Annotated in this window: 26 protein-coding genes, 1 tRNA gene and 1 riboswitch; of the genes, 12 read left to right on the forward strand and 15 right to left on the reverse strand. The window is 42.5% G+C overall.

The genetic code is table 11. The features are described 5' to 3' along the window. Positions 1-358, reverse strand: a 358-nt coding sequence (locus BLR76_RS12420) for a helix-turn-helix domain-containing protein (protein WP_218121383.1), incomplete at its 3' end; no start/stop codon positions are given. A gap of 38 nt (positions 359-396) precedes the next feature. On the opposite strand from BLR76_RS12420, the gene BLR76_RS02580 reads away from it, so the two are divergent. Beyond that, positions 397-1,314, forward strand: a complete 918-nt coding sequence (locus BLR76_RS02580) for an AEC family transporter (protein WP_091265081.1) — start codon at positions 397-399, stop codon at positions 1,312-1,314. Between the two features lie 338 nt (positions 1,315-1,652). On the opposite strand, the gene BLR76_RS11755 is transcribed toward BLR76_RS02580, so the two are convergent. Continuing rightward, positions 1,653-1,808 carry a hypothetical protein gene (locus tag BLR76_RS11755; RefSeq protein WP_176759585.1) on the reverse strand — a complete coding sequence of 52 codons (156 nt, stop codon included), beginning with the start codon at positions 1,806-1,808 and terminating at the stop codon, positions 1,653-1,655. 200 nt (positions 1,809-2,008) lie between these two features. Between BLR76_RS11755 and BLR76_RS02585 the strand changes: the two genes are divergently transcribed. The 3 genes from BLR76_RS02585 (at position 2,009) to BLR76_RS02590 (ending at position 3,224) form a co-directional block, all read left to right on the forward strand. Further along, on the forward strand, positions 2,009-2,380 hold the full coding sequence (locus BLR76_RS02585; protein ID WP_091265086.1) for an iron chaperone: 372 nt from the start codon (positions 2,009-2,011) through the stop codon (positions 2,378-2,380). A gap of 163 nt (positions 2,381-2,543) precedes the next feature. Beyond that, entirely contained in the window at positions 2,544-2,678 is a 135-nt protein-coding gene (locus BLR76_RS12325) for a hypothetical protein (protein WP_281241330.1), read from the forward strand. A gap of 3 nt (positions 2,679-2,681) precedes the next feature. Then, positions 2,682-3,224: an ion channel gene (locus tag BLR76_RS02590; RefSeq protein WP_091265088.1), complete on the forward strand. Its 543-nt coding sequence runs from the start codon at positions 2,682-2,684 to the stop codon at positions 3,222-3,224. A 99-nt stretch (positions 3,225-3,323) separates the two neighbouring features. Here the strand turns inward: BLR76_RS02590 and BLR76_RS02595 are convergent, their stop codons facing one another. Next, positions 3,324-3,695 carry a GFA family protein gene (locus tag BLR76_RS02595; RefSeq protein ID WP_091265090.1) on the reverse strand — a complete coding sequence of 124 codons (372 nt, stop codon included), beginning with the start codon at positions 3,693-3,695 and terminating at the stop codon, positions 3,324-3,326. 451 nt (positions 3,696-4,146) lie between these two features. Here BLR76_RS02595 and BLR76_RS02600 point away from each other — a divergent pair, with 451 nt between their 5' ends. Further along, positions 4,147-4,716: a hypothetical protein gene (locus tag BLR76_RS02600; RefSeq protein WP_091265092.1), complete on the forward strand. Its 570-nt coding sequence runs from the start codon at positions 4,147-4,149 to the stop codon at positions 4,714-4,716. Between the two features lie 185 nt (positions 4,717-4,901). Here BLR76_RS02600 and BLR76_RS02605 read toward each other — a convergent pair. Next, positions 4,902-4,985 (reverse strand) — tRNA-Leu (locus BLR76_RS02605). A gap of 132 nt (positions 4,986-5,117) precedes the next feature. On the opposite strand from BLR76_RS02605, the gene BLR76_RS02610 reads away from it, so the two are divergent. Beyond that, entirely contained in the window at positions 5,118-5,729 is a 612-nt protein-coding gene (locus BLR76_RS02610; RefSeq protein WP_091265095.1) for an HAD family hydrolase, read from the forward strand. Positions 5,730-6,007: 278 nt separating this feature from the next. Here BLR76_RS02610 and BLR76_RS02615 read toward each other — a convergent pair whose 3' ends face one another. The 4 genes from BLR76_RS02615 to BLR76_RS02630 form a co-directional block, all read right to left on the reverse strand. Next, positions 6,008-6,481: a SprT family protein gene (locus BLR76_RS02615; RefSeq protein ID WP_091265096.1), complete on the reverse strand. Its 474-nt coding sequence runs from the start codon at positions 6,479-6,481 to the stop codon at positions 6,008-6,010. 82 nt (positions 6,482-6,563) lie between these two features. Next, positions 6,564-8,738: a Tex family protein gene (locus BLR76_RS02620; protein WP_245683005.1), complete on the reverse strand. Its 2,175-nt coding sequence runs from the start codon at positions 8,736-8,738 to the stop codon at positions 6,564-6,566. Positions 8,739-8,835: 97 nt separating this feature from the next. Continuing rightward, complete coding sequence (locus tag BLR76_RS02625; protein ID WP_091265100.1) at positions 8,836-9,657, reverse strand: metallophosphoesterase; 822 nt, start codon at positions 9,655-9,657, stop codon at positions 8,836-8,838. Between the two features lie 8 nt (positions 9,658-9,665). Beyond that, positions 9,666-10,409, reverse strand: coding sequence for a metallophosphoesterase (locus tag BLR76_RS02630; protein WP_091265102.1), 744 nt, complete (start codon positions 10,407-10,409; stop codon positions 9,666-9,668). A 229-nt stretch (positions 10,410-10,638) separates the two neighbouring features. Between BLR76_RS02630 and BLR76_RS02635 the strand changes: the two genes are divergently transcribed. From BLR76_RS02635 to BLR76_RS02645, 3 genes are read left to right on the forward strand one after another with little or no spacing between them, the layout of a single operon-like run. Further along, entirely contained in the window at positions 10,639-11,502 is an 864-nt protein-coding gene (locus BLR76_RS02635; RefSeq protein ID WP_091265104.1) for an efflux RND transporter periplasmic adaptor subunit, read from the forward strand. A 15-nt stretch (positions 11,503-11,517) separates the two neighbouring features. Next, the gene (locus tag BLR76_RS02640) at positions 11,518-12,225 is read left to right on the forward strand and encodes an ABC transporter ATP-binding protein (RefSeq protein WP_091265107.1); all 708 of its coding nucleotides are present in this window, start codon (positions 11,518-11,520) and stop codon (positions 12,223-12,225) included. Continuing rightward, positions 12,226-13,446 carry an ABC transporter permease gene (locus BLR76_RS02645; RefSeq protein WP_091265109.1) on the forward strand — a complete coding sequence of 407 codons (1,221 nt, stop codon included), beginning with the start codon at positions 12,226-12,228 and terminating at the stop codon, positions 13,444-13,446. 423 nt (positions 13,447-13,869) lie between these two features. On the opposite strand, the gene BLR76_RS02650 is transcribed toward BLR76_RS02645, so the two are convergent. From BLR76_RS02650 to BLR76_RS02660, 3 genes are all read right to left on the reverse strand, one after another. Then, positions 13,870-15,330 (reverse strand): NCS2 family permease, encoded by a 1,461-nt coding sequence (locus BLR76_RS02650; protein WP_091265227.1) that lies wholly within the window; start codon positions 15,328-15,330, stop codon positions 13,870-13,872. Positions 15,331-15,476: 146 nt separating this feature from the next. Next, positions 15,477-15,574, reverse strand: a riboswitch (purine riboswitch). Positions 15,575-15,711: 137 nt separating this feature from the next. Next, positions 15,712-17,073, reverse strand: coding sequence for a glutathione-disulfide reductase (gene gorA, locus BLR76_RS02655; protein ID WP_091265111.1), 1,362 nt, complete (start codon positions 17,071-17,073; stop codon positions 15,712-15,714). Then, positions 17,070-17,939 carry a glycosyltransferase family 8 protein gene (locus tag BLR76_RS02660; RefSeq protein WP_091265114.1) on the reverse strand — a complete coding sequence of 290 codons (870 nt, stop codon included), beginning with the start codon at positions 17,937-17,939 and terminating at the stop codon, positions 17,070-17,072. Before BLR76_RS02660 ends, gorA begins: the two co-directional genes overlap by 4 nt. A 164-nt stretch (positions 17,940-18,103) precedes the next feature. Here BLR76_RS02660 and BLR76_RS02665 point away from each other — a divergent pair, with 164 nt between their 5' ends. After that, the gene (locus BLR76_RS02665) at positions 18,104-18,682 is read left to right on the forward strand and encodes a chromate transporter (RefSeq protein ID WP_091265116.1); all 579 of its coding nucleotides are present in this window, start codon (positions 18,104-18,106) and stop codon (positions 18,680-18,682) included. Beyond that, on the forward strand, positions 18,679-19,245 hold the full coding sequence (locus BLR76_RS02670; RefSeq protein WP_091265119.1) for a chromate transporter: 567 nt from the start codon (positions 18,679-18,681) through the stop codon (positions 19,243-19,245). The genes BLR76_RS02665 and BLR76_RS02670 overlap by 4 nt, the downstream gene beginning before the upstream one ends. Positions 19,246-19,351: 106 nt before the next feature. Here BLR76_RS02670 and BLR76_RS02675 read toward each other — a convergent pair whose 3' ends face one another. Further along, positions 19,352-20,380, reverse strand: a complete 1,029-nt coding sequence (locus BLR76_RS02675) for an RnfABCDGE type electron transport complex subunit D (RefSeq protein ID WP_091265121.1) — start codon at positions 20,378-20,380, stop codon at positions 19,352-19,354. A 1-nt stretch (position 20,381) separates the two neighbouring features. Next, a complete protein-coding gene (gene rsxC, locus BLR76_RS02680; protein ID WP_091265123.1) occupies positions 20,382-21,710 on the reverse strand; it encodes an electron transport complex subunit RsxC in 1,329 nt (442 codons plus the stop codon). A 226-nt stretch (positions 21,711-21,936) separates the two neighbouring features. Here rsxC and BLR76_RS02685 point away from each other — a divergent pair, with 226 nt between their 5' ends. Further along, positions 21,937-22,650, forward strand: coding sequence for an MgtC/SapB family protein (locus tag BLR76_RS02685; RefSeq protein ID WP_176759587.1), 714 nt, complete (start codon positions 21,937-21,939; stop codon positions 22,648-22,650). Positions 22,651-22,713: 63 nt separating this feature from the next. On the opposite strand, the gene BLR76_RS02690 is transcribed toward BLR76_RS02685, so the two are convergent. Together BLR76_RS02690 and BLR76_RS02695 are read right to left on the reverse strand one after the other, a co-directional pair. Continuing rightward, the gene (locus tag BLR76_RS02690) at positions 22,714-23,142 is read right to left on the reverse strand and encodes an immunoglobulin-like domain-containing protein (protein ID WP_091265127.1); all 429 of its coding nucleotides are present in this window, start codon (positions 23,140-23,142) and stop codon (positions 22,714-22,716) included. Positions 23,143-23,235: 93 nt separating this feature from the next. Continuing rightward, complete coding sequence (locus tag BLR76_RS02695; RefSeq protein ID WP_245683006.1) at positions 23,236-24,336, reverse strand: RnfABCDGE type electron transport complex subunit D; 1,101 nt, start codon at positions 24,334-24,336, stop codon at positions 23,236-23,238. Positions 24,337-24,338 lie beyond the last annotated feature (2 nt).

Here is a 24,338-nt window from a genome sequence, read left to right on the forward strand (position 1 = left end):
TGGATAAGCCCTTTCCAGTTTCTTTATATGTCGTCGTCCATTCATTTAAGAAATGATTATAGACAAAGCGAGCAGATCCGATTGTTTTGTTTATCTGCTCTTTCTGTTTTTCATTGGGGTAGAGACGAAATTTATACGCTTTATTATTGAACATACATTCCCCTCCTCTTTGTACTAAAAATACCCTAATGACGGGATTAAAGCAAGGGGAACAATGACTTTTGTGTGACGAGTTATTGCAGGAATAAGACTTATTTTTTACTTTTTTCGAAAATACTGTCGAGCAAGCTCGAGCGCCATTCATCACCCGCTTATAGAAGCGAGTGTCTTCTGTCGCAGTATGATAAAGAATCTTCATTAAATAGTTTACTACATAATAGATTGAAGGCGAACCCTATGGACATTTCATTAGTAATTTTCGATCAGCTGCTTCAGATGTTTTTCATTATGATGTTTGGATTCATCCTTGTAAAAATCAATTTTCTCAATATGGACGGCAGTCAGCAGTTGGCCAATATCGTGACGAAGTTTGTCATTCCGATCGTTCTGATGCTCTCGTTTCAGCAGGACTACGACAGCGGTCAGCTGCAACTCCTCTTCACTTCCCTAATCGGATCCCTTGCCATTACACTCTCACGTATTTTCATAGCCCATACGGTATTGAGAAACCGGTCGAAGATAGACCGGTATGCCATCGTGTTTTCGAATACTGCATTTATGGGTATTCCCATTATTCTACCGATACTTGGATACGAAGGCATCTTTTACTTATCCATGTATATAGTTGTTTCAGCAATTTTCCAGTTTACATATGGAATATGGATGCTGTCAGAAGGTAATCAGCCGATCACTATAAAATCTATATTTACGAATCCGGCTAGTATCGGTGCGTTTGTTGGTTTCGGCCTGTACATCACCCGTATCCCGTTGCCTGACGTTTTATATAATAGCCTGGATACGATTGGTGGCCTTAGTTCTCCTCTAGGAATGATCCTTCTTGGAGGCTATCTGGCCAGAAGTCAGTTCAAGGAAATATTCTTTGTTAAATCCAATTACTGGATCGTATTCATTCGTTTACTGATTGCTCCAGCCGTTGCTCTTCTGTTAATCTGGCTCTTACCGATCAGTGATCCTTCCGTCCTGCTGGTACTTGCCATAGCGAACTGTACACCGACTGCCGTGAATACTGCACTTTTTTCGCAGCTATACGGCGGGGATTACGAATACGGTGCACGCATCATCATTCTGGCCAGTTTCTTCTCGATCGTGACCATGCCGCTGGTCATCAGCTTGTCGACGCTCCTTCTTTTATGATTATGCTTTATAGCAATTATTCTAACAGATGCCTCATTCTTTTCCGATTCTGTGCCTAGTGTATGGCTTTAGGAAAATGACTGAGGCTTTTTTTCTGTCTCCTGGCTGGCGTTGAGTCTCTTGATGTGGTGAGAATCTACTAGTGCTTTTTACGTGGTGATTGTAGTCCTGGTAAGAGGGCGTATGCCTCCTATTCCGTACTTATGAAACAGTCACTCATCCTAAAAGTTCTGATAAGCAACAGAATCAGCTTATTCATCGATGTGATTAAATTTAATAAAACAAAAAGGAACACCATTAGTCAGAATGGCATTCCTTTTAATGTAACTGACTTAAGATCAGGCATAGTTTTCAAACTGAGAATAATACAACTCAGAATACATGCCGCCTTCTTCCATGAGTTCATCATGATTTCCCTGTTCCACAATGCTACCATCATTGGCCTCGAAGTTCGATTCGGCATTTCTAATCGTGAAAAGCCAGTGAACAATCACAAAGGATGTTTTATCCTTCAAGAGTCGCTTTATATAAAATATGATTCACTCTGTCAAATTAGATAGTTGCACCCGCACCAATATCACTAATCATTCCACCTGTCTAATCAACCGCATTATTTATTCTGTTGATTAAAACGATCATAAGTTATAATGAGGATGTGAAAAAGGACGTAACTTAAATATTGGAGGGGACAAATATGGAAGAATTTGATACATTTATCAACAAGCTCGATTCCGTAGAACATCAGGATCGTGTGAGAGAGCTTCTGACGTGGATAGAGGATTCGTTTCCTCAACTGGAGAAACAATTCAAGTGGAACCAGCCGATGTTCGCCGATCACGGCACATTCATTATAGGTTTCAGTACATCCAAGAATCACCTTGCTGTAGCGCCTGAACAGGTTACGATGAATCACTTCGCAGAAGAAATTGCCGCAGCTGATTATGAAGCGACAAAGCAACTGTTCCGTATCAAGTGGAATCAGCCGGTTAACTACGATTTGTTAAGGACTATTATCCAGTTTAATATCGAAGATAAAGCAGATTACACTAAATTTTGGAGAAGCTGATCCTAACTAAGCAGATTAAAGAGCCTGCTCAGTCAATCTGAACGGCCCCTTTTACATATGTACTATTAACTAGTTTAGAAAGAAGGAACCCTATGACTGTATTAAAAAATATTATGATCCGATCATTATAATCCTGGCACTTTTCTCAGTGAGCATGGTCGTCATGGATAATCTGGCAGTCTTTGATATCGGTGTTTCCCCTTTCCTTGAAATCGACCGCCTGATATTGCTGCTCTTTGCTTACGATTACTTCAGCCGTCTATTAAAATCAGAAGAGAAAGCCGTTTTCTTCAGTTGAAATATAACTGACCGTATTGCTATCGTTCCCTTTCATTCTGCCTTCTCGGTGTTTAGGTTTGCCCTTCTTTTTCGAATTGCCAGGTTATCCAGACTGTCTCGTATGAGTCGGCTGACCCGACTCTTTCGTATGACCCGATTAGTTGGACTGATAGGAAAAATGTCTCGCCATATCAAAATGTTCTTCAATACAAACGGCTTTGCCTACATGATCTATGCCAGCGGGACGATCCTGCTTATCGGTGCAACGGTCTACTCTATCGCAGAAGGTGTCAATTTCATCGACTCACTCTGGTGGGCGTTTGTTACCTCGACCACAGTAGGATACGACGATATCTCTCCAGAGTCCGTTGTCGGTAGACTGACCGCCATGGTTCTCATGCTGACAGGAATCGGACTTTTTGGAGCACTGACCAGTACAATCACCTCATTTTTCATGGTGAGTAATGATGAAGAAGGAGAGGAATACAAAGAGGAAATCAAGGAACTGAATGACAAAATCAGTCAGCTGCTGATGAAAATTGAGAATATGGGGAGGAATGCTTAAATTAAAATAACCAGGATGAAAGAGTCAGATTTATTTCGTCCTAGTTATTTTTTTGAATAGCTAAATAAAATATGGACCAATTTTTATCGCCATCAGCATTTAATCATCTGTCGGGAAAATGACACCATAGAATTCCGGCTCAACTTCCTTGTGGATTTCAACTAATTCTGTTGGCTCCATCTCATCGAAGAGTTCAGCATTAAAATGAATCGTACTGTCTTTCTTATATCGTAAGTACATAAATGTCCCACACGACTGACAGAACCCCCGCTCTGCCCAGCCAGATGAATCATATACAGAAACTGTCGATGATTCGCCGAAGTGATACTCTCCTTCCCTGTATGCATCAGTATAAACAATCGGTCCCGCCACCTGTTTCCTGCACATCACACAATGACAGACGTATACTTTTCCTTTCAGTTCTTTAACTTCTAGAACGGTATTCCCGCAAAGACATTTTCCATTAGGCATGTTACACTCTCCTAACCTGTTCTTTTGAATTTCTATATGTATACATTTAATAGTAAATAGTTCAGGTATATAAAGCAACTCTTATCAAAACTATTCGATTCAAAAGAGTATATACGCATTGACTCCCCACTCATCTTCTTTCGTTCGGTACCATTATCAAGCTTAGCTTTGTAATAAAAAATAAGTTGCCTGACCCGGCTTTGTCAAGTCTATCCACTATTTTACGACTATTATATCCTTTTAATACAAATTGTCTGTTTAAACTCTAAGATAGGCGTGTTATAGCAATACATATATTAATTAAATATTTATTAATATATATTGCTGTAGGATTATTTTCGCCATGATAGGGTTCTGGTCTTACAGTAAGTCGTGAGTAAGAAGACATACTCACTACGTCAGTTACTACCCTGTCAACCAAAACGGTATAACTTACGAGGAGGAAAAGTAGATGGAAATGAAGAAATTATTGGCTTTAATATCTGCAAGCGCATTTTTACTAGCAGCTTGTGACGATGTAGACACCCCAGCAGATGATGACGATTCAGCAGCTGTTGAAGACGACACTGAAGCAGAAGTAACCGAGACAGAAGAGGTCGAGGAAGAGGCAGATACTGAAGAAGAAACAGCTGAAGCGGAAGAGGAGCCTGAAGATTCTGAATTACTGTCAATTGGAGAGTCTATTACAATTGATGATATAACGATGACCATCACCAATGCAGAGTTCACTGACGAACGAAACCAGTTCGAAGAAGATGAGCCTGAACATGTCATTGCTATTTATTACACACTTGAAAACGACACAGATGACGACTATGGATATGGTATGGATTTTGATGTCTATGTGGACGGCTCTCAAGCAGATACATACCCGAACGACAATTCAATGGGTTCTGTTTCAAGCGGACGCTCAACTGATGGCGTAGCACATTACGCAGTAAATGGCGAAACTATAGAAGTCGAGTGGGAACCTTTATTTTCCTTTTCAGGTGAAAAAGGAATCTGGGATGTTACACCGTAATATTAATAAGGGAACGCACTTTCATGCTCTATTGTAGCATTAGTGCAGGACAAAAGGCCTTTAGTGAGATAGTATCTCGCTAAAGGCCTTTTGTGGTATAAATAAAAATGCAAGTGAGGTCACATGAAAATAAGCATTTGACATCCTTCATTTCAGAGACACACTCACTTGCACTTTTCATAGGATGCGCACGAGAGGACTCGAACCTCCACGGGGCATCGCCCCACCAGCCCCTCAAGCTGACGCGTCTACCATTCCGCCACGTGCGCTATTTTCTCAACAGAAGCTATCATATCAATGTTTGAGTAAAATGTCAATATACTGAACAGATATAACTTGTGCTCTACTTCCTTATCCCGGTATGTTATCTTAAAGATATAAAGATTTTAGGAGGAAAACACATGATCAATACGGTAGTTTTTGATATGGGTAATGTTCTGATTCGTTACGCGCCCACAGAATTCATTAAATCGTTTACTGAAGACGAAACGTCTCAGCAGCTCCTGCTCGATGCCATTTTTCTGTCGGATGAATGGTTGGATTACGATAGAGGGACCATTACAAAAGAAAAACTTATCGCGACTGCACAGGATCGGGTCCCTGAAGACTTGAAACCATCTATTCCCCGTCTGATGGATACATGGTTCGAAAACATGATGCCGATTGCCGGGATGGAAGAAATCCTACATAAATTGAAATCTAACGGGTACCAGCTCTTACTGCTATCTAATGTGTCTCAGGACTTTCACCAGTTCAAGGCTGTCATCCCAGGCATTGAATTATTTGACGGACTCTTTCTGTCTTCTGACTGGAAATGCATCAAGCCTGACACGGTTATTTATGAACAGTTCTTTGCTCACTTTGATCTCAATCCAGCTGACTGTTTCTTCATCGACGACCTGGCGATGAACATTGAAGGGGCAGCAAAGTTAGGCATGACCGGTCATGTCTTTGACGGGGACCTTACAAAACTCGAAGACTCATTTAAAAAAGCTGGCATTCGCCTCTCCTGAATCAAAAAAGATCAGCATGGTTTCATTTATGAGCCGGCTGATCTATATATAGACAAGTTCGGCTTTCCCCTCTGCCAATGGGTCAAATAACGGTTTATGGACCATTGATCCCACTTTTACTCTTGTATAGAACTGGGTCTATTCAAATTAATATGTGGGCCCCACATATTTCCACCTTTTCTCTTCCTTATTTATAAAAAGTGACTCCTTTAATCGAAAAACTCCTAGCTGAGCGGATACTTACCGATCAGTTAGGAGCCTCTTAACATTCTATACTCTTAATTCACCGCTGTTTTCCCTTCGATTCTGCCTTTCAGTTCAAACTTGCCTTTACATCTGGCACAGACATATTTACTCAAGTTGAATCGACGCTGTCTGTGGATCAGGCTGTCACAAGATGTGCACCGATATTCCCAGTACTGAACGACTTTTTCTTCTCTCAGCGAAGGGACAAACCTTAAACCACCCACTTGCTTCAGTAGAACCTTGAAGTCACTGTCTTTGTGCTGATAGCCCCGGCCTTCAAGGTGCAGATGATAATGGCAGAGTTCGTGCCTGACTATTCCAATAAAGATCTCTTCACCCAGCTTATCGATTACTTTAGGGTTAAAGTCGAGATCGTGACTTTTCATATGATAGCGTCCACCTGTAGTACGCAGTCGACTGTTGAAAGTAGCTTGGTGTCTGAATGGCTTACCGAAATCATTCAAGGAAATCGTTTCGACCAGCTGCTGCAGTTCTTTCTGGTTCATATGCACTCCCCCATACAGAAGGAAGAAATGGCATGTTGACTGCCCACTCCGTTTCTTCATTCATACATCCTAATTTACCCTGTTATTTATTTTCCATTGTCAAAGCAATACGCCCTTTTTTCAAGTCAACTGATTCGATCCATACTTTGACAATATCCCCAACGGCAACGACATCTTTAGGATGCTTGACGAATTTGTTACTCAGTTTAGAAATATGAACGAGACCGTCCTGTTTTACACCGATATCCACGAAGGCCCCGAAGTCCACCACGTTCCTGACGGTCCCTTCTAGTTCCATGCCTTCTTTTAGATCTTCCATGGTCAGTACGTCTGTACGCAGCAGCGGCGCTGGCATATCATCACGCATATCACGCCCAGGTGCAACTAGAGCATTCAGGATATCTTCATAAGTTTCCTGACCCAGTCCAGTTTCGTCGAGCACTTTACTGACATCAAGCATTCTGATGCGATTATTTAGATCATCAGATCCAAGATCAGCTTTAGATACTCCAGCCATAGATAAGATTGTTTCAGCCTGCTTGTAGGTTTCCGGGTGAATGCCTGTATTGTCGAAGGGTTCTTTCCCATCCGGAATACGGAGGAATCCGACAGCCTGTTCGAAGGCTTTAGGTCCCAGACGTTTGACTTTCTTCAGCTGAGCCCGGCTCGTGAATTTTCCATTTTCTTCTCTAAATGTCACGACATTTTCTGCAGTCGTTTTTGTCAGACCGGAAATATGTTTTAAAAGTGCTGCACTGGCTGTGTTTACATTGACACCGACCTGGTTCACGACTGTTTCGATTACAAAATCCAATTGTTCCGTCAATTTCTTCTGAGATACGTCATGCTGATACTGCCCGACACCAATTGATTTCGGGTCGATTTTAACCAGTTCTGCCAGGGGATCCTGAAGGCGTCTCGCGATACTGACCGCACTCCGTTCTTCGACCTGGAAATCCGGAAATTCTCTACGGGCTTCTTCACTGGCTGAATATACAGAGGCACCCGCTTCGTTGACAATGACATAAGCCACTTGACGATCGACGGATTTTAATTGCTCAGCGACAAAGGTTTCAGATTCCCGACTGGCTGTTCCATTTCCAATAGCGATTGTATCAACGCTGTACTTCTTGACCATGTTCAGAAATTTTCCGGCTGCTTCCTCACGTTTCCTGCCCGACGCAGGTTTATGCGGATAAATGACATCGATTGCCAATACTTTTCCTGTCGCATCGATTACGGCAAGTTTACATCCTGTACGGTAGGCTGGATCCAGCCCAAGAATGGTCTGATCTTTCAGTGGGGCCTGCAGCAGAAGGTTGCTCAGGTTCTCACCGAACACTTCGATGGCCTGATCTTCTGCTTTTTCAGTCAATTCATTTCGGATATCGCGTTCGATTGCCGGACCAATGAAACGTTTATACGCATCACTGATAGCTTCTTTCACTTTATTTGTTGCCGGTGTCGCTTTCCCATCCGGCAGCTCCTGCTTCATCATATACCCGTGGATACGGTCTTCGTCACTGTCGATCGATACCGACAGCACCTCTTCTTTTTCCCCACGGTTCAATGCCAGAATGCGGTGAGACACCAGCGACTTGACTGTTTCGGAATACTCATAGTACATTTCATAGACGCCTTTTTCATCCAGAGACTTGTCTTTTACTCTGGATTCGATGGTTCCATTGTTGAAAGTAAATTCTCTGATCCATGTCCGGTATGTCGGGTTGTCAGAAATATACTCAGCAAGAATTTCATGCACACCGCTGAGCACATCTTCAAGGGTTTCAACCCCTTTTTCAGCATCAATAAACTGGCTGGCTTCACCTTCGAGATCGCCTGAAGGAAAAGTCAGAATCCATTCCGCTAAGGGTTCAAGTCCCTGCTCTTTAGCAATCGTAGCTTTTGTACGGCGCTTCTGTTTATACGGACGGTACAAGTCTTCAACACGCTGCATTTGAGTAGCTGCTTTAATGTCCCTTTCCAGTTCCGGTGTCAGCTTACCTTGCTCCTCGATCGAAGCCAGAACATCGCTTTTTCGTTTTTCCAGATTTGTCAGGTAAGTATGGCGTTCTTCAATCTCCCTGATCTGTACTTCATCAAGTGATCCAGTCACTTCTTTCCGGTAACGGGCAATAAACGGCACAGTGTTGCCATCTTGAAGCAAGTCCAAAACGGACAGAATCTGCTTTTTCGAATAATCGGTCAATTCTTTATTTAAAAGTTGTATGATCTGATCTTTAGATGTATCTGTCAAAACGGTCATCTCCTCTAAGTCTTCATCCCATCTATTTTAACATAAAAACAAAACGAACGAACCGGGTTATCTGAAATTGATAACTCCTGTCCGTCCGTCAGCTGGTCGTGAAGGTCACCATACTGTTATTCAATTGTGTCGTAAAGTTCTTTATCCTCCAGTGCTTATGGTTGCCCACACAGGCACTGATATAAGTCCGCTCCCCATCTCTGACTGATTTTCTGAGATGGACATGACCCATGATGCTGTGTGTGATATTTGGATACAATTCGTACAGTCTCTCATAAGCTCTGGCACCAAGAAAAGCGTTGGCATAATTATACACCCGATGCGGAAGCGGAATGACAAACTCCGGATGCGTCGCTACATGGGTCATTAAAATGACTTGTCTGTCTCTGACTGCCTCGAGATCCTGCAGAAGCTGGTCCAGCATATCCTGACTGACGGTCTGATCCGATCGTCCCCAGTTGACGTAGTGCCGGTCGTTCCAGGATGCAAATCCGTACTGCTTTTTTTCAAAGTCTTCCCTGCTGTACTTGTCATGGTTGCCATAACCGTAATCATACCATCCCGGTGTTCCGACCACAGCAAGGTCGTCTCCAAATAGTTTAGGACGACCGACCAGTGAATAGGATTGCCGTTTAAAGAAGTGATCGATTTCATTCGTATTTATCACGTCGTGGTCTCTCGCCCAGTAGTCATGATTCCCTGGCACAAACAGCACTGGAATGCCGCTCATCTCTTCAACTTTTTTAAGAAAACGGTGTGTGGTGTCATAATGGTTCGACACATCTCCTGCAATCAACAGGCAATCCACATTCTGATCATGCAGCTTGTCTGTCAGCTGCTTTTCAAGATCCCATTCGATAAATGCGTCATTGCGATCGATATGCAGATCCGATACTGTCGCTATCTTCATACGTTGTTTTATCTCCCTCCGAAAAACTGGCTGAATGCATAGCCAGTGTTATTAACTTTATAATGATCGACTATGCCGTCTTTATCGAAAACCACTCCGTGAAGCGTTCCGCCATAAACAGCTCCTCCGTCCAGTCCGATCTTACCATCCCCCGACAGCCAGATATCTGTGTTCGACCGTTCTTCATGAAGCATTGCCGTAACGGTATGGCCGAATACAAAGGTCTTATCAGTGTAGTTGGGCTGATCAAAGAACCCTTCTCTGATCCAGACGTAATCCCGGTCAGAAGTGTCAGTCCAGTCCTTCAATGTAAGATTCACACCAGCATGAGTAAATACATAATCTTCCCATTCATATTTCAATGGCAGGGACTCGATGAATGGCTTCAACCAGGGCGCCTGAGATTTTACGCTTTCGGACAGCTCAACCGCATCATACTGTCCTTCCTTTATATCGAGAAAAGACTGCACAGTCACCATTCCCCCATTCATATCGTAAAGGGCAGCTGAATGTTGCGGGCTATTTAAAAAGTCCAGCAGCATGTCTTCATGATTTCCTTTCAGACAGACCGCTCCCTTATTCTCAACCAGATCGCGTGCCAGCCCAAAACAGGCTTTTGGATTTTCCCCTCTGTCTCCCAGATCCCCCAGCAAAATGAGTTGTTCTTCTTCCTCTTTCCAGTGTGTCAGCAGCTCTATGAACATGTCATATTGACCGTGGACATCTCCAACTACGAATACTTTCTTTTTCATGCCAGATTTCCTCCCCGTAACTCTTTCCAGTCTCTTCTTCAGCTAAGCATAGTTTACCACATACACTTTCTGCGGCCCAAAATCCCGTCTCGCTGCATACGTATGCGAATGCGTATAACGTTGAAGATTTCATGACTTCCACTCTTATTCATAGAAAAGGTCTATGCCTACCTGTATAATTAAAATTGTGTCTAAAAATATACTTTAATATAGAAAGGACGAAGATGATATGAAAGGAAAGAAGTGGATAGGAATCATTGTTTTCCTGCTATTTTTAGGTTTTGTAGGTTTCAGCATCTACAACACTACTCAGGAAGACGATACAGTTACCGTGCGGACTGCTGAAGTGGAAGAAAGTGACATTACAGAAGTCGTTGTAACGACAGGTATCATCGAACCGACTCAGACTCAGGAGATTGTCGGCCAGGGTGTCGTGGCTGAACTGAATGTTTCTGTAGGAGATTCAGTCGAGGAGGGCGATACCCTTGTAAGTTACGTCGATGGAACAAGCTTCACCGCTAATTTCAATGGAACAGTAACAGAAGTCAATGTGACCGAAGAGGAAGCTGACGCTAATGCTCAGCAGGGCCAGCCGTCGCTAGTTGTTTCCGATCTGAATAATCTTCAAGTTGCCGTTCAGTTATCACGCTCAGATGCTGCGCTAGTAAATGTCGATCAGCCTGTTGAAATGGAATATGCTGACACTTTTTATGAGGGGACAGTATATTCCATAGATCCGGTAGCTACGTCAGAACAGACTCAGATGGGCTCTTCAATCAGTCTAGGAGCGACGATTGCCTTCGATTCAGATACAGATGACCTGATTGCCGGTTTTGAAATTGATGTAGATATTATTGTAGACTCTGCTGAAAATGCACTTGTCATTCCTATTGAAGCGCTAAATTATAATCAGGACAACGAACCCTATGTATACATCGTAACAGATGGTCAGGTCAGCGAAGTCATGATCGAAACAGGAATACAGTCTGACGCGCATATTCAAGTAACTGACGGGTTAAGTGAAGGCGACCAAGTTGTTCTTTCTCCTGGCGAAGATCTTGAAGATGGAGCAGAAGTGGAAATAGACGAGTAATGAGGAGGTGTGCTCATGATAGAAATCACTGATATTGAAAAGATTTATAAAATGGGCGGAGAAACCGTACGTGCACTGGACAAGGTGTCTCTTAAAATCCAGGAAGGCGAGTTCACCTCAATTATGGGACCTAGTGGCTCCGGAAAATCCACGCTGATGAATATTCTTGGACTCCTGGACCGATTTGACAACGGCCGCTATCTGCTCAACGGTACGGATGTGTCCGATTTGTCGGATGCGGAGCTTGCGGGAATAAGAAATAAAGAGATCGGTTTCGTTTTTCAGTCATTCAATCTTATGGCTAGAATGAATGTCCTTGAAAATGTCATGCTTCCCCTAGTATATGGAAAAGTTCCATATAAAGAAAGACGTAGACGAGCCACAGAAGCCCTCGAAAAAGTCGGTCTGGGCAATCGCCTGGAACATTTAACTAACGAAATATCTGGCGGTCAGAAACAGCGTGTAGCAATTGCCCGTGCAATTGTTAATGAACCATCTGTTCTTATGGCTGATGAACCTACAGGAAACCTGGATTCTAAAACCACTGAGGATATTATGAGAATTTTCCAGGAATTGAATGAGGAAGGTACGACAATTGTGATGGTTACTCATGAACCTGAAATGGCGGAATACACAAAACGTATTGTTCATTTCAGAGACGGTGTCATGAAAAAAGATGAACAGCTGACTCCTAAACAGATACCGAAGCGGGAGGTGGAGTAAATGTTCATAAAAGAAAATCTGAAAATGGCTATAGATAGTATCTTTGCCAATAAAATGCGCTCCTTTCTGACCATGCTCGGGATAATAATCGGAATTGCCTCAGTTATTGCGATTCTGGCAGTTGGTAACGGAGCAGCAGATGAAATCACGCGAACCTTCAGCGATATTGGAGCAACCACGATCAGTCTGAATGCGAACGATCCTGAACAGTCAGGAGACTTGATATCCAATGAAGATCTGAATGTATTGAGAGATTCTATCGATGAAATCCGTTATATCTCACCTAATGAAACGACTTCAGGAAATATTTCATCAGTTGATGAATCACGGCAGGCCGTTATATCGTACGGTACGCCGGATCTTCAATTTGTCAGTCAGTCGATGAGCTCGACATTAGTTGAAGGGCGTTATTTCAATCAGGTTGATTTTGACGAATCACAGGATGTCATTGTAATAGATGAAGACGGTGCAGAAGCTTTATTCGGAACGACAGATGTGATCGGTGAGACGCTGCGTGTCACGGTCGCTCAAAGCCAGATGAACCTTAGAATTGTCGGTGTGGTCGAAGGATCTTTTGGAGATATGCAAGGTGCTTTCGACACCAGCCAGATTCCGTTGTTCGCAGCTATGCCTCAATCTACCTTAGGCAATCAGGTACCTCAGATGGCCGGTATGGATACTGTATCCATAGAGGTCGAAAGTACTGATCAGATCGATACTGTATCAAGTCAGGTCGTCAGACTTCTCGAACTGAGAAATAATGCAGTTGGAGATAATGTATATAACGCAACTAATTTCCTTCAAGCGCTGGATCAGGTCAATAATGTGTTGAGCCTGTTTATCAACTTTATTGCTGCAGTAGCTGCTATTGCTCTGCTGGTCGGTGGTATTGGAGTAATGAATATCATGCTTGTATCTGTTACCGAACGGACTAGAGAAATTGGTACCAGAAAAGCCTTGGGCGCTACGACGCGTACGATCCTGGTTCAGTTCCTGATGGAATCGATCATTCTAAGCCTTATTGGTGGAATGATCGGACTCACATTAGGCATTATCCTGTCCAACATCATCGCAGGAGCCCTTGATATTGTTCCGATTATTACACTGGGCAGTGTGGCGCTAGTGCTGCTCTTCTCTACTGCTGTCGGTGTCTTCTTCGGAATTTATCCGGCACGTAAAGCGGCTAGACTCAACCCGATTGATGCGTTGAGATACGAATAGTTTAATGTTCAAGTGAACTGACAAAAGACCAATTAACTGCTAATATCTTCGGATATGCTCCTAATAAAGTATTCATTAGAAATATTAAAAATTCTACTGCTTTATTAGGAGTTTTTACTATGCGTAAAAATAAGAAATGGACAACTTCTACATCACTTCTGTCCAGAACGTCACTTATCCGATTTCTCTGAAAAGCAGCGCCTGTCTTTTATCTGATTGTCTGACTTCCTTGCTCACCATTCAAGTCTGAGTATGGATTCATATCGACGTCTGATCGGCTATTTTATACGCTCATTCTACCACTTCCCAGCCACAACAGTTAACGTATCCCTTGGCCCCGTACAGTCGTGATAAAACAAAAATGCCACTGGTAGACTCTTCAGATTCTTCCCAGTGGCATTCAACTATATTAGATTATATTTTTTAAAGCATACCCATGACAATAAAGTTGACGATGAATAGAGCTGTTGTCGCCCAAAGAACCGGGTGAACGACTTGTGCTTTCCCTTTAGCTGCTTTGGTGATGATGTAGAACAGGAAGCCTGCTGCAATCCCGTATGAGATGCTGTAGGTGAATCCCATGAACAGAGAAGCGAAAAATGCAGGTACTGCTTCTTCAAGGTTGTTCCAGTCAATTTCTGCAAATGCAGACAGCATCAGAATACCGACTACGATTAGTGCTGGCGCTGTGGCAGCTCCAGGAACGACTGAAATCACTGGTGCAATAAAAGCTGTAAGAAGGAACATAGTAGCAGTTGTCAAGCTGGTCAGCCCAGTCCGCCCGCCAGCACCGATTCCCGCTGTACTTTCAACAAATGTCGTAACAGGTGACGTTCCAAAGATTGCTCCAACTGCTGTAGCAACAGTATCTGCCAGAAGAGCTTTTTCCATTTTTGTGTTAAGTCCTTTACCCTGATCCATTGCTTTTTCATCTTCAAGAGTAAATATACCTGATTTTCGACCTGTTCCGATGAAGGTTCCGATTGTATCAAAGATATCTGTCAGTGTAAATGCAAAGACAGTGATAAGAATCAAAGCATAACGTGATGGGTCTGCAAGAAGTGACCCTAACCCTTGGGAGCTGAAAGCCGCTCCAAATGTCACACCCAATTCGCCGAACGTGGACAAGAAAGTATTAGCTGGGTTATTCAGTCCTGATAAATCAGTCACACCCATAGGAATTCCGATAATTGTTGTCGCAACGATTCCGATGAGGATCGCACCTTTAACATTGGCAAGCATCAGAACGACCATAATAATCAGACCAATGATGGCAAGCAGTGCATAAGGATTGGCAAGGGTGCCCATGTCAGGAATAATTCCTCCACCAGTGACTACAGTATTAATCGCCCCGGTGATTTCTGATCCGGCTGTATAAGGTTCATTGTTGACAGAAATAATGTCCTGTCCTTCAGATGTAAATTCTAATAGTTGCGCATTCTTTAAACCAATATAAGCAATAAATACACCGATTCCTCCGCCGATAGCATGCTGAAGGGATTCAGGTATCGCGTGAATGATTTTCTTTCTGATTGAAGTAACGGTAATTAAAATCCCGACTACACCTGTGAGGAAAACCATGAATAAAGCTTCCTGCCAAGAAAAACCAAGTGCAAAGACTACTGTATAGGTAAAGAATGCATTCAGTCCCATTCCCGGTGCCTGCGCATAAGGAACATTGGCATATAGTGCTAAGATCAGTGTACCAACTGCTGTAGATAAAACAGTTGCCAGAAAGACCGCTTGGGTCGGCATACCTGTTAATGACAGAATCTGAGGATTAACAAAAATAATATAAGACATAGCAAAGAATGTCGTTAATCCTGCAGTAACCTCCCGACCAATTGTTGTGTTATTCTCCTTTAATTGAAAAAACTTTTCCAACAAAGATAAAACCCTCTCTCTTCTATGATTCTCCACTTGAATGGAGTCGTTAATCAAGGGTTATCTAATAACGTGATGGATGGGATAAAGTTTAAGAAAGCAAAAAAAAGACGGATGGCCGCCTTTAATTAACTACATCTTAAACAATCGCAATTGTTTAATCTAATAGTCAATCCTTTAAGGGGATTGGTAGAGACTCTAGCCCATATCGCTAAATTATATTAGATAACGCTCTTATTAAGTTGCCTTAATCATAGTACATTATGAGAGGAATTTCAACAATAAACGAAAAATTAATCCGAATCACGAAGGTATCATTCGTATTTTTTGACACATTTTATCCTTATTGTGTTAAATTAAAGCGACCATTCGCCAAAACGGTTATTTCATTGTAACAAACTCTTCAGCAGCAGTCGGGTGGATAGCTATCGTCCGGTCGAAATCCTTCTTTGTTGCTCCCATCTGAATTGCTACTGCAAAGCCCTGAAGAATCTCATCCATCCCTTTTCCGATTCCATGAAGGCCGACCACTTTTTCATTTTTTCCTACACAGACCAGTTTCATGTATGCTTTTTGTCTATGCCCAGTGATCGAACTGTGCATTGAGGTAAAGGATGTCTTGTATATCTTGATATACTCTTCAGGATATAGGTCATAGACCTGCTCCTCAGTCATCCCAACGGTGCCAATAGGCGGATGGGTAAATATAACAGTCGGAATATTATCATAATCGACCTTGGCATTCTTCTTGTTATTAAATAGACGTTCAGACAGCTGTCTGCCGGCAGCGATTGCCACTGGTGTCAGTTCAACTCTTCCAGTCACATCTCCGACTGCATAAACATTGTTTCCAGTAGTATTCTGATACTGATCGACTTCAATATACCCTCCTGGATAAAGGTTGACGCCGGCAGCTTCAAGGTTAAGGCCTTCAGTATTCGGTGTGCGCCCTGTCGCCCAAAGTACCATTTCCGTTTCATGCGTGCTACCATCATCAAACACAAGCTCATACTTGTCTTCTCCCAGTTTTTTAACTTCAGTCACCGTTTTGTTCGTCTGAATCTTTCTTCCTTCAGCCCCAGCAAGTTCCGAGAATCCCTCGCAGATGATAGAATCAAAGTTATATAGTGGCTGAGGCTTTCTCACGAATAAATGCGTATCGACTCCCATTGCATGGAAAATTCCGCTCATCTCTACCCCAATATAGCCGCCGCCGATCACTGCGATGCTTCCAGGCAGTTTTTCCAAATCGAAGATATCATCTGATACCATCCCATATTCACCGCCGGGAATCGGAAGACGTTTGGGCTTTCCGCCTGTTGCTATCATAATATGTTCAGCAGTATAGGTCTTCCCGTCAACTTTAACCGTCGATTCATCAACAAAGACAGCTCTTCCTCTAATAAGATCAACTTTATTGCTGTCTAATCCTTTTTTATATGCCCCATGAAGGAACTTGATATACTTATCCCTATTTTCAACCATCTTCTTAAAATTCAGCTTGGGTTTATTCCCAAACTCAAGTCCGTACCCCTCCGCGTAATGATCGATCGATTCCATCATTTCGGCGACATACCACATGACTTTTTTTGGTACACATCCCAGATTGACACAGGTGCCTCCCAAATTGTGTTCTTCAATGAGGCCAACTTTAGCTCCATGCATGCCCGCCCGGTTAGCAGAGGCAATGCCTCCGCTCCCCCCACCGATCACTAAATAATCGTATTCCTTCGTTCTCGTCATCGTTTTCTTCCTTTCCTGCTAGTTTCTAATTTATGAAGTCCCGGATACACTTTCTTTTCTGCTTCAAAGTAATATCTCCCCAAAGCATACTTGTATTTTTCCCGTTCATCCCATGGTTTATATTTTCCTGAATAATGAATAAAGACAACGTTCTCTTCCACTTTACTATAATTATACTTCTGAGGAAAAAGAATTCTCAGTTTTTCATAAACTTTGGGATTCATATTGTAGACCCGCCAGTCTTCTTCTTTTATATCATTAACAAATATCAGGTTGAAAATGTCCTGGTCCGGAAGAATAAGAAATGGCTTATTTTCACGTATCGTTTCGACAATATGGTCTGCATTTTCAATTTTTCGCAATTTTTCGAGATTCATCAGTACTACACCCGAATTGAAATAATCATCAGATTCAAAATTTCTTAATCTTAAGTTATTGAATGGCTGAACCCATTTAGTTTTATACTTATAGTTTGTTGCAATAAAAGAATTCCCATGAAACGGTTTAGTGTATAAAGGTCTCACTTTATTCAGGCAGATAATATCCGGATCGAGATAAAGAACTCGATCAACATGGTCCGGAAGAATATAAGGAGCAAACATCCATAAATACATTTCCAGTGCATAATACCTGGTAATTGCCACTTTGTCAGATGATTTAAAATAGTTTTTACTGTAAATTGGTTCAAAAACATGCCCCTCTTTTTCAATAAACGTTCGCAGTTCTTCTAAGGTTTCATCCCTTATCCCTGTGTGAAGCAAATACATGCAGAATGTCTCATCCGGATTCGTATCTAAAATGGACCGAATCAGCACTTTCAGCGGAAAGACGTAGTTTTCGTTCAATGAAAAAAGTAAATTGATCATTCCTATACCTCCAGCAACAGTCACATATGCGTCGTGACTCCTTTATATCATTATACCTATTCTGTGTGGAAAACTCACTCAAATCACACTTTTCTTTTCCTTTTAAAGCTCTTTGAAATCCACTATAATTGATAAAGTACTGAATTTATGAAAGAAGGAATCATATGAATAAGAAAGATTTATACTTAACTCTCTTTCGATCGACATTTTTTCTCAGCATGTTTACTTTCGGCGGAGGCTACGTTATCGTGCCACTGATGGAAAAGAAATTTGTGAATGAATTGGGATGGATCGATGAGGATGAAATGCTGAACCTGATCGCTATCGGACAGTCAGCGCCAGGGCCTATTGCTGTCAATACATCGATTCTGATCGGTTACCGTATGGCAGGATTTTCTGGTGCAATGGTCACGGTTCTGGGAACAATTCTCCCCCCATTAGGAATTATGACTGGCCTGGCATATATTTATCTGGCTTTAAGAGATAATGCCTTAGTCAACAATGTGCTCCTAGGCATGCAGGCTGGGGTTGCAGCAATCATCGTAAATGTGGTCATAAACATGGCTCTTCGAATCATTAAACAGAAGAAGATAGTGCCCGTACTGGTAATGATTGCGGCACTAATCGCCGGCATTGGCTTCCAGGTCAATATTTTGTGGCTGCTTTTTGTTTCGGCTCTTATTGGATTGATCATGACATTAATAGACTTAAAGAATAAACACGACAAGGGGGAGAGCAAATGATTTACTTAGAACTCTTTCTCAGTTTTTTCCAGATTGGAATCCTCAGTTTTGGAGGAGGCTATGCTTCGCTGCCACTTATTGAACAGGAACTGATTACAGTTCAAGGCTGGATCACTAACCAGCAGTTCATTGATATTTTGACATTATCAGAGATGACACCTGGCCCAATTGCCATTAATGCTGCAACTTTTTCCGGTAACCAGATTGCAGGAATCATGGGCGGAATCATTGCTACAATAGGTGTAACCTTACCGTCTGTCATAATTGTTCAACTTCTGGCATATTTCTACTTCAAGTATCAGAACCTGTCAATTGTTCAAGGTGTGATACAAGGTGTTCGTCCGGCAGTTGTCGCTCTGATTGCTTCTGCTGGTGTAACGATTTTCATGACAGCCATGTTTGGTCATAGCGACTGGCCGATCGTCCTTTCAGAAATCAACTGGGTTTCTGTCTTCTTCTTTGCAGCCGGGCTGTTTCTTATGAGAAAATTCAAGGCAAGCCCTATTCAGATTATTCTAGTGACTGGGGTAGCCGGAGGAATTGTCTACAGTCTTATTAAATAGTCCCCTTGACTGTTTTTGATTATCTAATAACGAACTAGCCTACGACCAATAAAAAAAGCGTCAACGAGAGATATTCTCGCGGCGCTTTTTTGTTTATTTTATAGCATTAGTTCGTGCTTTGACGATCGAATTTTGTTTGGGGACGGGTTTTGTGGCCGTAGATTCGTGGCATCAGCTTACTATCAATAAACGGTGCCAGGGCATTCATAATTAGGATCGAATACCCCACTCCACCCGGGTGGTCCAGTGTAATCCTGAACACAGCGGTCAACACACCACATCCGATAGCAAAAACAGTCTTCCCTTCTGGTGTTAGAGATCCTGAACTATAGTCAGTAGCCATATACGTGGCCCCGAAGAACAGAGTTCCTGTCAGAATGTGCGTCATTTGGAAATTCCAGTCAAAGCTGGACCATAATCCCATAACCACAAATGTTGTAAGGATATATAAAATCGGTACTTTTGGATTAATTACACGTCTGAAAATCAGATAAAGCATACCAATAAGTATTGCGAATTTAGAAGTTTCTCCAACATTTCCACCTAGATTAAATCCCATGAACAAATCGAATAGTCCAGGAACTTGTTCAGGCACGACCTGTGCCCCGTTACCGATAAACTCAAGCGGCGTGGCAGAACCTATAGCGTCGACCCCTCTGAATCCACTTCCCAGCAATCCACCGGGCAGGACCCAGTTAGCCAGCCAAGGAGTAAAGAGGGCCTTAATGACTACACGAGCAGCAACTGCAGGGTTGAAGTAGTTCCTTCCAATCCCACCATTAAGCTGCTTAACGATAACAATAGCAAAAATCGATCCAAACATGATCATCCATATTGGTGCAGTGACAGGCAAACTTAAGGCGACCAGCATACCTGTTACTGCGGCACTGTGATCCTGTATTTTAATTGGTTTGTATGTCAGTTTCTGATAAATAAATTCAGATGCAACGGCTGTCCCAATACCAATTGCTACCATACCAAGGACCCACCATCCGAAGAAGAAGGTAGCCGCTAATGTTGGTGGAATCAGCGCGATTAAAACCTGGTCCATAACCCAAGCTGCTGTGCGTTTGCTGCGAACATGAGGTGAAGGACCGACTTGCAATTTACCTTTTACATCAATTGCCTGAGCCATCTTACTTCTCCTCCTTCGCTTTTATAGCAGCTTTAGCGGAACGAATATTTTCTAGAAGAGGAATTTTTGAAGGACAGATAAATGAACAGTTTCCACATTCGATACAGTCCATTGCCCCCAGCTCCTGAGCTTTATCAATATTTCCTCTTTCGAAAGCTTCACTGATAAGGATAGGTTGCAGACTGACCGGGCAGACATTTAGACATTCTGAACACATGATACAGTCGTGACTGTCCCCTTGTTCAGCTTCTTCAGGAGTCAGAACTGTTATAGCTGTCGTTCCTTTAATAATTGGAACCCCGAGATCCGAAACAGTTTTACCCATCATCGGTCCACCACCCAGGACTTTTCCTGGTACGTCAGCAAATCCGCCGCAGTCTTCAATAAGCGAATCCATAGGAGTACCGATTTTAACTCGAAGGTTTTTAGGTTCTCTTATTGGTGTTCCGGACACTGATACAATACGTTCGATTAAAGGCTCGCCAAACTCGCAGGCGCGGTAGCAAGAACGGATCGTTGATGTATTAGCCACGACACAGCGAACTTCAGCAGGAAGGCCACCAGGCGATACTTCTCTTCCAGTCATGCTCTTGATCAAGTTTTTCTCTGATCCTTGTGGATACATTGTTTTCAATGGACGGACGAAAATATCGTCATATTCAGCAGAGGCTTCCTCAAGCGCCTTGATGGCATCCGGTTTATTATCCTCTACACCGATATAGATGCGACGTAATTGAGGGAACAATGCTCTAGACAGATTAATTCCATGAATAATTTCATCTGCATGTTCCACCATGACTCTGTGGTCGGATGTAGAATACGGTTCACACTCGGCCCCATTGATGATAAGTGTGTCAATCGTCATCCCCGGTGGAGGACTCAACTTAACAGCTGTAGGGAACGTTGCTCCACCCATTCCAACGATTCCAGCTTTCCTGACTGTCTGAATGATTTCATCTTTTGACATGTCCTGAGACCGTCCTGGTTCGACGATTGGATCAGCTTTTGTATATTCATAGTCATTTTTGACAATGATACTGTCCACTTCTCCGCCACCGATTTTTCCACGTTTTTCTATAGCGATTACTTCACCTGAAACTGAAGAATATACATTTGCTGATACAAATCCACCTTCTTCAGCAATCAGCTGACCGACCTTGACTGTCTCTCCAATTTCTACGACCGGTTTAGCAGGCGCTCCTATGTGCATGGATACGGGGTAAACCATGATTTTAGGGACTGATGCATCTACTATCGGTAACTTGCTCGTTCGTGATTTATTCTCTTCTGGATGGGAACCACCGTGTTTTCCCATGAACGAAAAACGCATCACATTCATCCTTTCTATAATTCCTGTCTAACCTAATTACTTTTTTCACATACTTTCTTATAGTTATGTACATGTGAAAAAACTGGTAGGTTCTGCTAATAATTTTAGTATACAATATGTAGCAGAAAGATGAAAGTAATTCCATGTGATCTGTACAAATTCATTCTTGTATTTATTTGTCAAACTAACGATAATAGTGTTATAAAAGTATGAGGGAGGAATCGGTTTGGAATTTACTCAGATAGAATTATTTTTAAGACTGATTCTCGCTGCAGTTGTCGGCGGGGTTATTGGTTACGAACGAGAACTTAAGGGTCGCGATGCTGGGATACGCACCCATACTCTAGTAAGTCTGGGTGCAGCGATCATTACGATGACGCAACTGGAAGCCAGCAGATGGGTCTTGAACTTTGCCATGGACAACCCCGATTTTTCAACAATATTATCAACCGACATTACTCGTCTTACCGCTCAGATTGTCAACGGGATTGGATTCCTGGGCGCAGGAACAATTATTGTAAGTAGACGGACAGTGACTGGACTGACAACGGCTGCTTCAATATGGGCTGTAGCAAGTTTAGGTATTGCCGTGGGTATGGGTTATTATTTCATGGCAATCACAAGTACATTTATCATGCTGATCGTTTTGCGTCTGCTTAAAGGATTATTCAAGATCGACAGTACTAAACAACTGGAGATTCAGTATAAAAATAGAGATGCTACACTTGCTTATCTAATGGAAACTTTTAAAGCAAACAATATCACTGTTGTTTCAACAGATCATTCTATTACCTATTTGGAAGACGGAAGTTCACTTTGTGAAGATATGTATACATTGAACCTTCCCGCACAGTTTAACATGATACATTTCATATCTCAGGTTGGTGATTATGAAGACATTCTTAAGATCAATACCATCAAAACTACACCAGACAATTAAGGAAAAGCAATAAAGATGTCAGTTGTCGCTAACAAGCTGACTTATCTTTATTGCTTTATCTTTTTATTCCACAGTAAACTCGGCAGTCAGCACTTCTCCTTCGATCTGTCTGACGACTCTGTACTCACCTGGTTCGAAGGGCTCATAGTAATGCATGTTCAGTTCGTCTTCTGCCTCTTCTCCCGGACCCAGTATATGGGCAATCATAATAAATGACATCTCTTCCTCTGGTTCAACGGTTATCCACTGGTTCCCTTCCTGCTTTTCGACAGTGAATGCAATGCCATAGCTTATCTCTTCTTCAGACTGATTCGACACAGTAAGAATGAATGTCTCTCCTTCTGAATCATACACTTCCTGATTCAAGCTTATAGATACACCGTCCAATGTATCCACTTCTTCAAACGGTGACGGTTCTCCTGTATCTCCGCACCCGCTTAAAACCATTCCAATGATAAAAACTGCTCCTGCTGCAAGTGTTTTTTTCAGCATACTTAGCACACCCTTTTCTATTTTCTTAAGTATACTCTGAATAATACGTAAAAAAAAACGGCCGGATCATTTTCCAGCCGTTTTATTATCTACTCAATTGTCTGTCAGCACGTCACGCTTGGTAAGCGGCTCTGTCAGATCATAATCCGGATGAACTCCGGGACGTTTCTTGTGACCGTAAATGCGCGGCATAACCAGTTTGTCTACAAATGGAATGATCGCATTCATAATAAGTATTGAGAAGCCAACCCCTTCAGGTGAAAAATTTCCAATTCTGAAAGCCGCAGTAATGATGCCAGCGCCGATCGGAAATACCGTTCGACCAAGAGGAGTCAGGCCACCTGAAGCATAATCCGTGACCATGAAAGTTCCTGCCAGAAGCAAGGCTCCACTTAGAATGTGATACATCATGAATTCGAAATCAAATCCTGAGTAAACCAGCATGATCAGAGCAACTGTTCCGATATACATTGCCGGTATCTTAGGATTGATAATGCGTCGGAAGATCAGAAACGCCATGGCGATGAGTAATGCGATTGCACTTGTTTCACCAAGAGACCCGCCCCATCCACCTTGATTTCCCAGGAACATATTCCAAAGCGTCTGCGCGCCGTCCGGTACTTCCTGCGCACCACTTGCAATGTAGAACAAGGGTGTTGCAGCAGCAACAAGGTCATCTGGAGTTGCAGTTGTAATAGCTTCTGCCTGACTTGCTGTGGTTATTATATCTTCTCCTGCAACAAATGTATTTACAATCCAAGGTGCCATCAAATACACGACACGTCCGCCTACAGCGGGATTGAACCGGTTTCTGCCGATTCCACCCGGAATCATCTTGACAACAATAATCGCGAATAGACTGACAATAATAATACTGAACCATTGGGCACCGTTTGGCATACTTAAACCAATAAGCATACCTGTAACTACTGCTGATAAATCGGTCACAGTTACACGTTTTCTAACAATTTTTTCGTACAGGTACTCACTGATCACACACGTGATCACAGCAAGAACAGTAAGATAAAGTGTCTGGAATCCGAAGAAGTAGACACCCGCTGCCAACGGAAACAGCATGGCAATAATAACTTGCAGCATGATCCACTGTGATGACCATTTTTCAAATATGTGCGGTGAGTTGTCCAGCACTAAATCGTAATCGGCCAAGGTGGTTTTTGTTTTATTCGTACTCATTC

Origin of the sequence: Alkalibacterium thalassium (genome assembly GCF_900101165.1) — a bacterium.
GTDB classification, from domain to species: Bacteria; Bacillota; Bacilli; order Lactobacillales; family Carnobacteriaceae_A; genus Alkalibacterium; species Alkalibacterium indicireducens.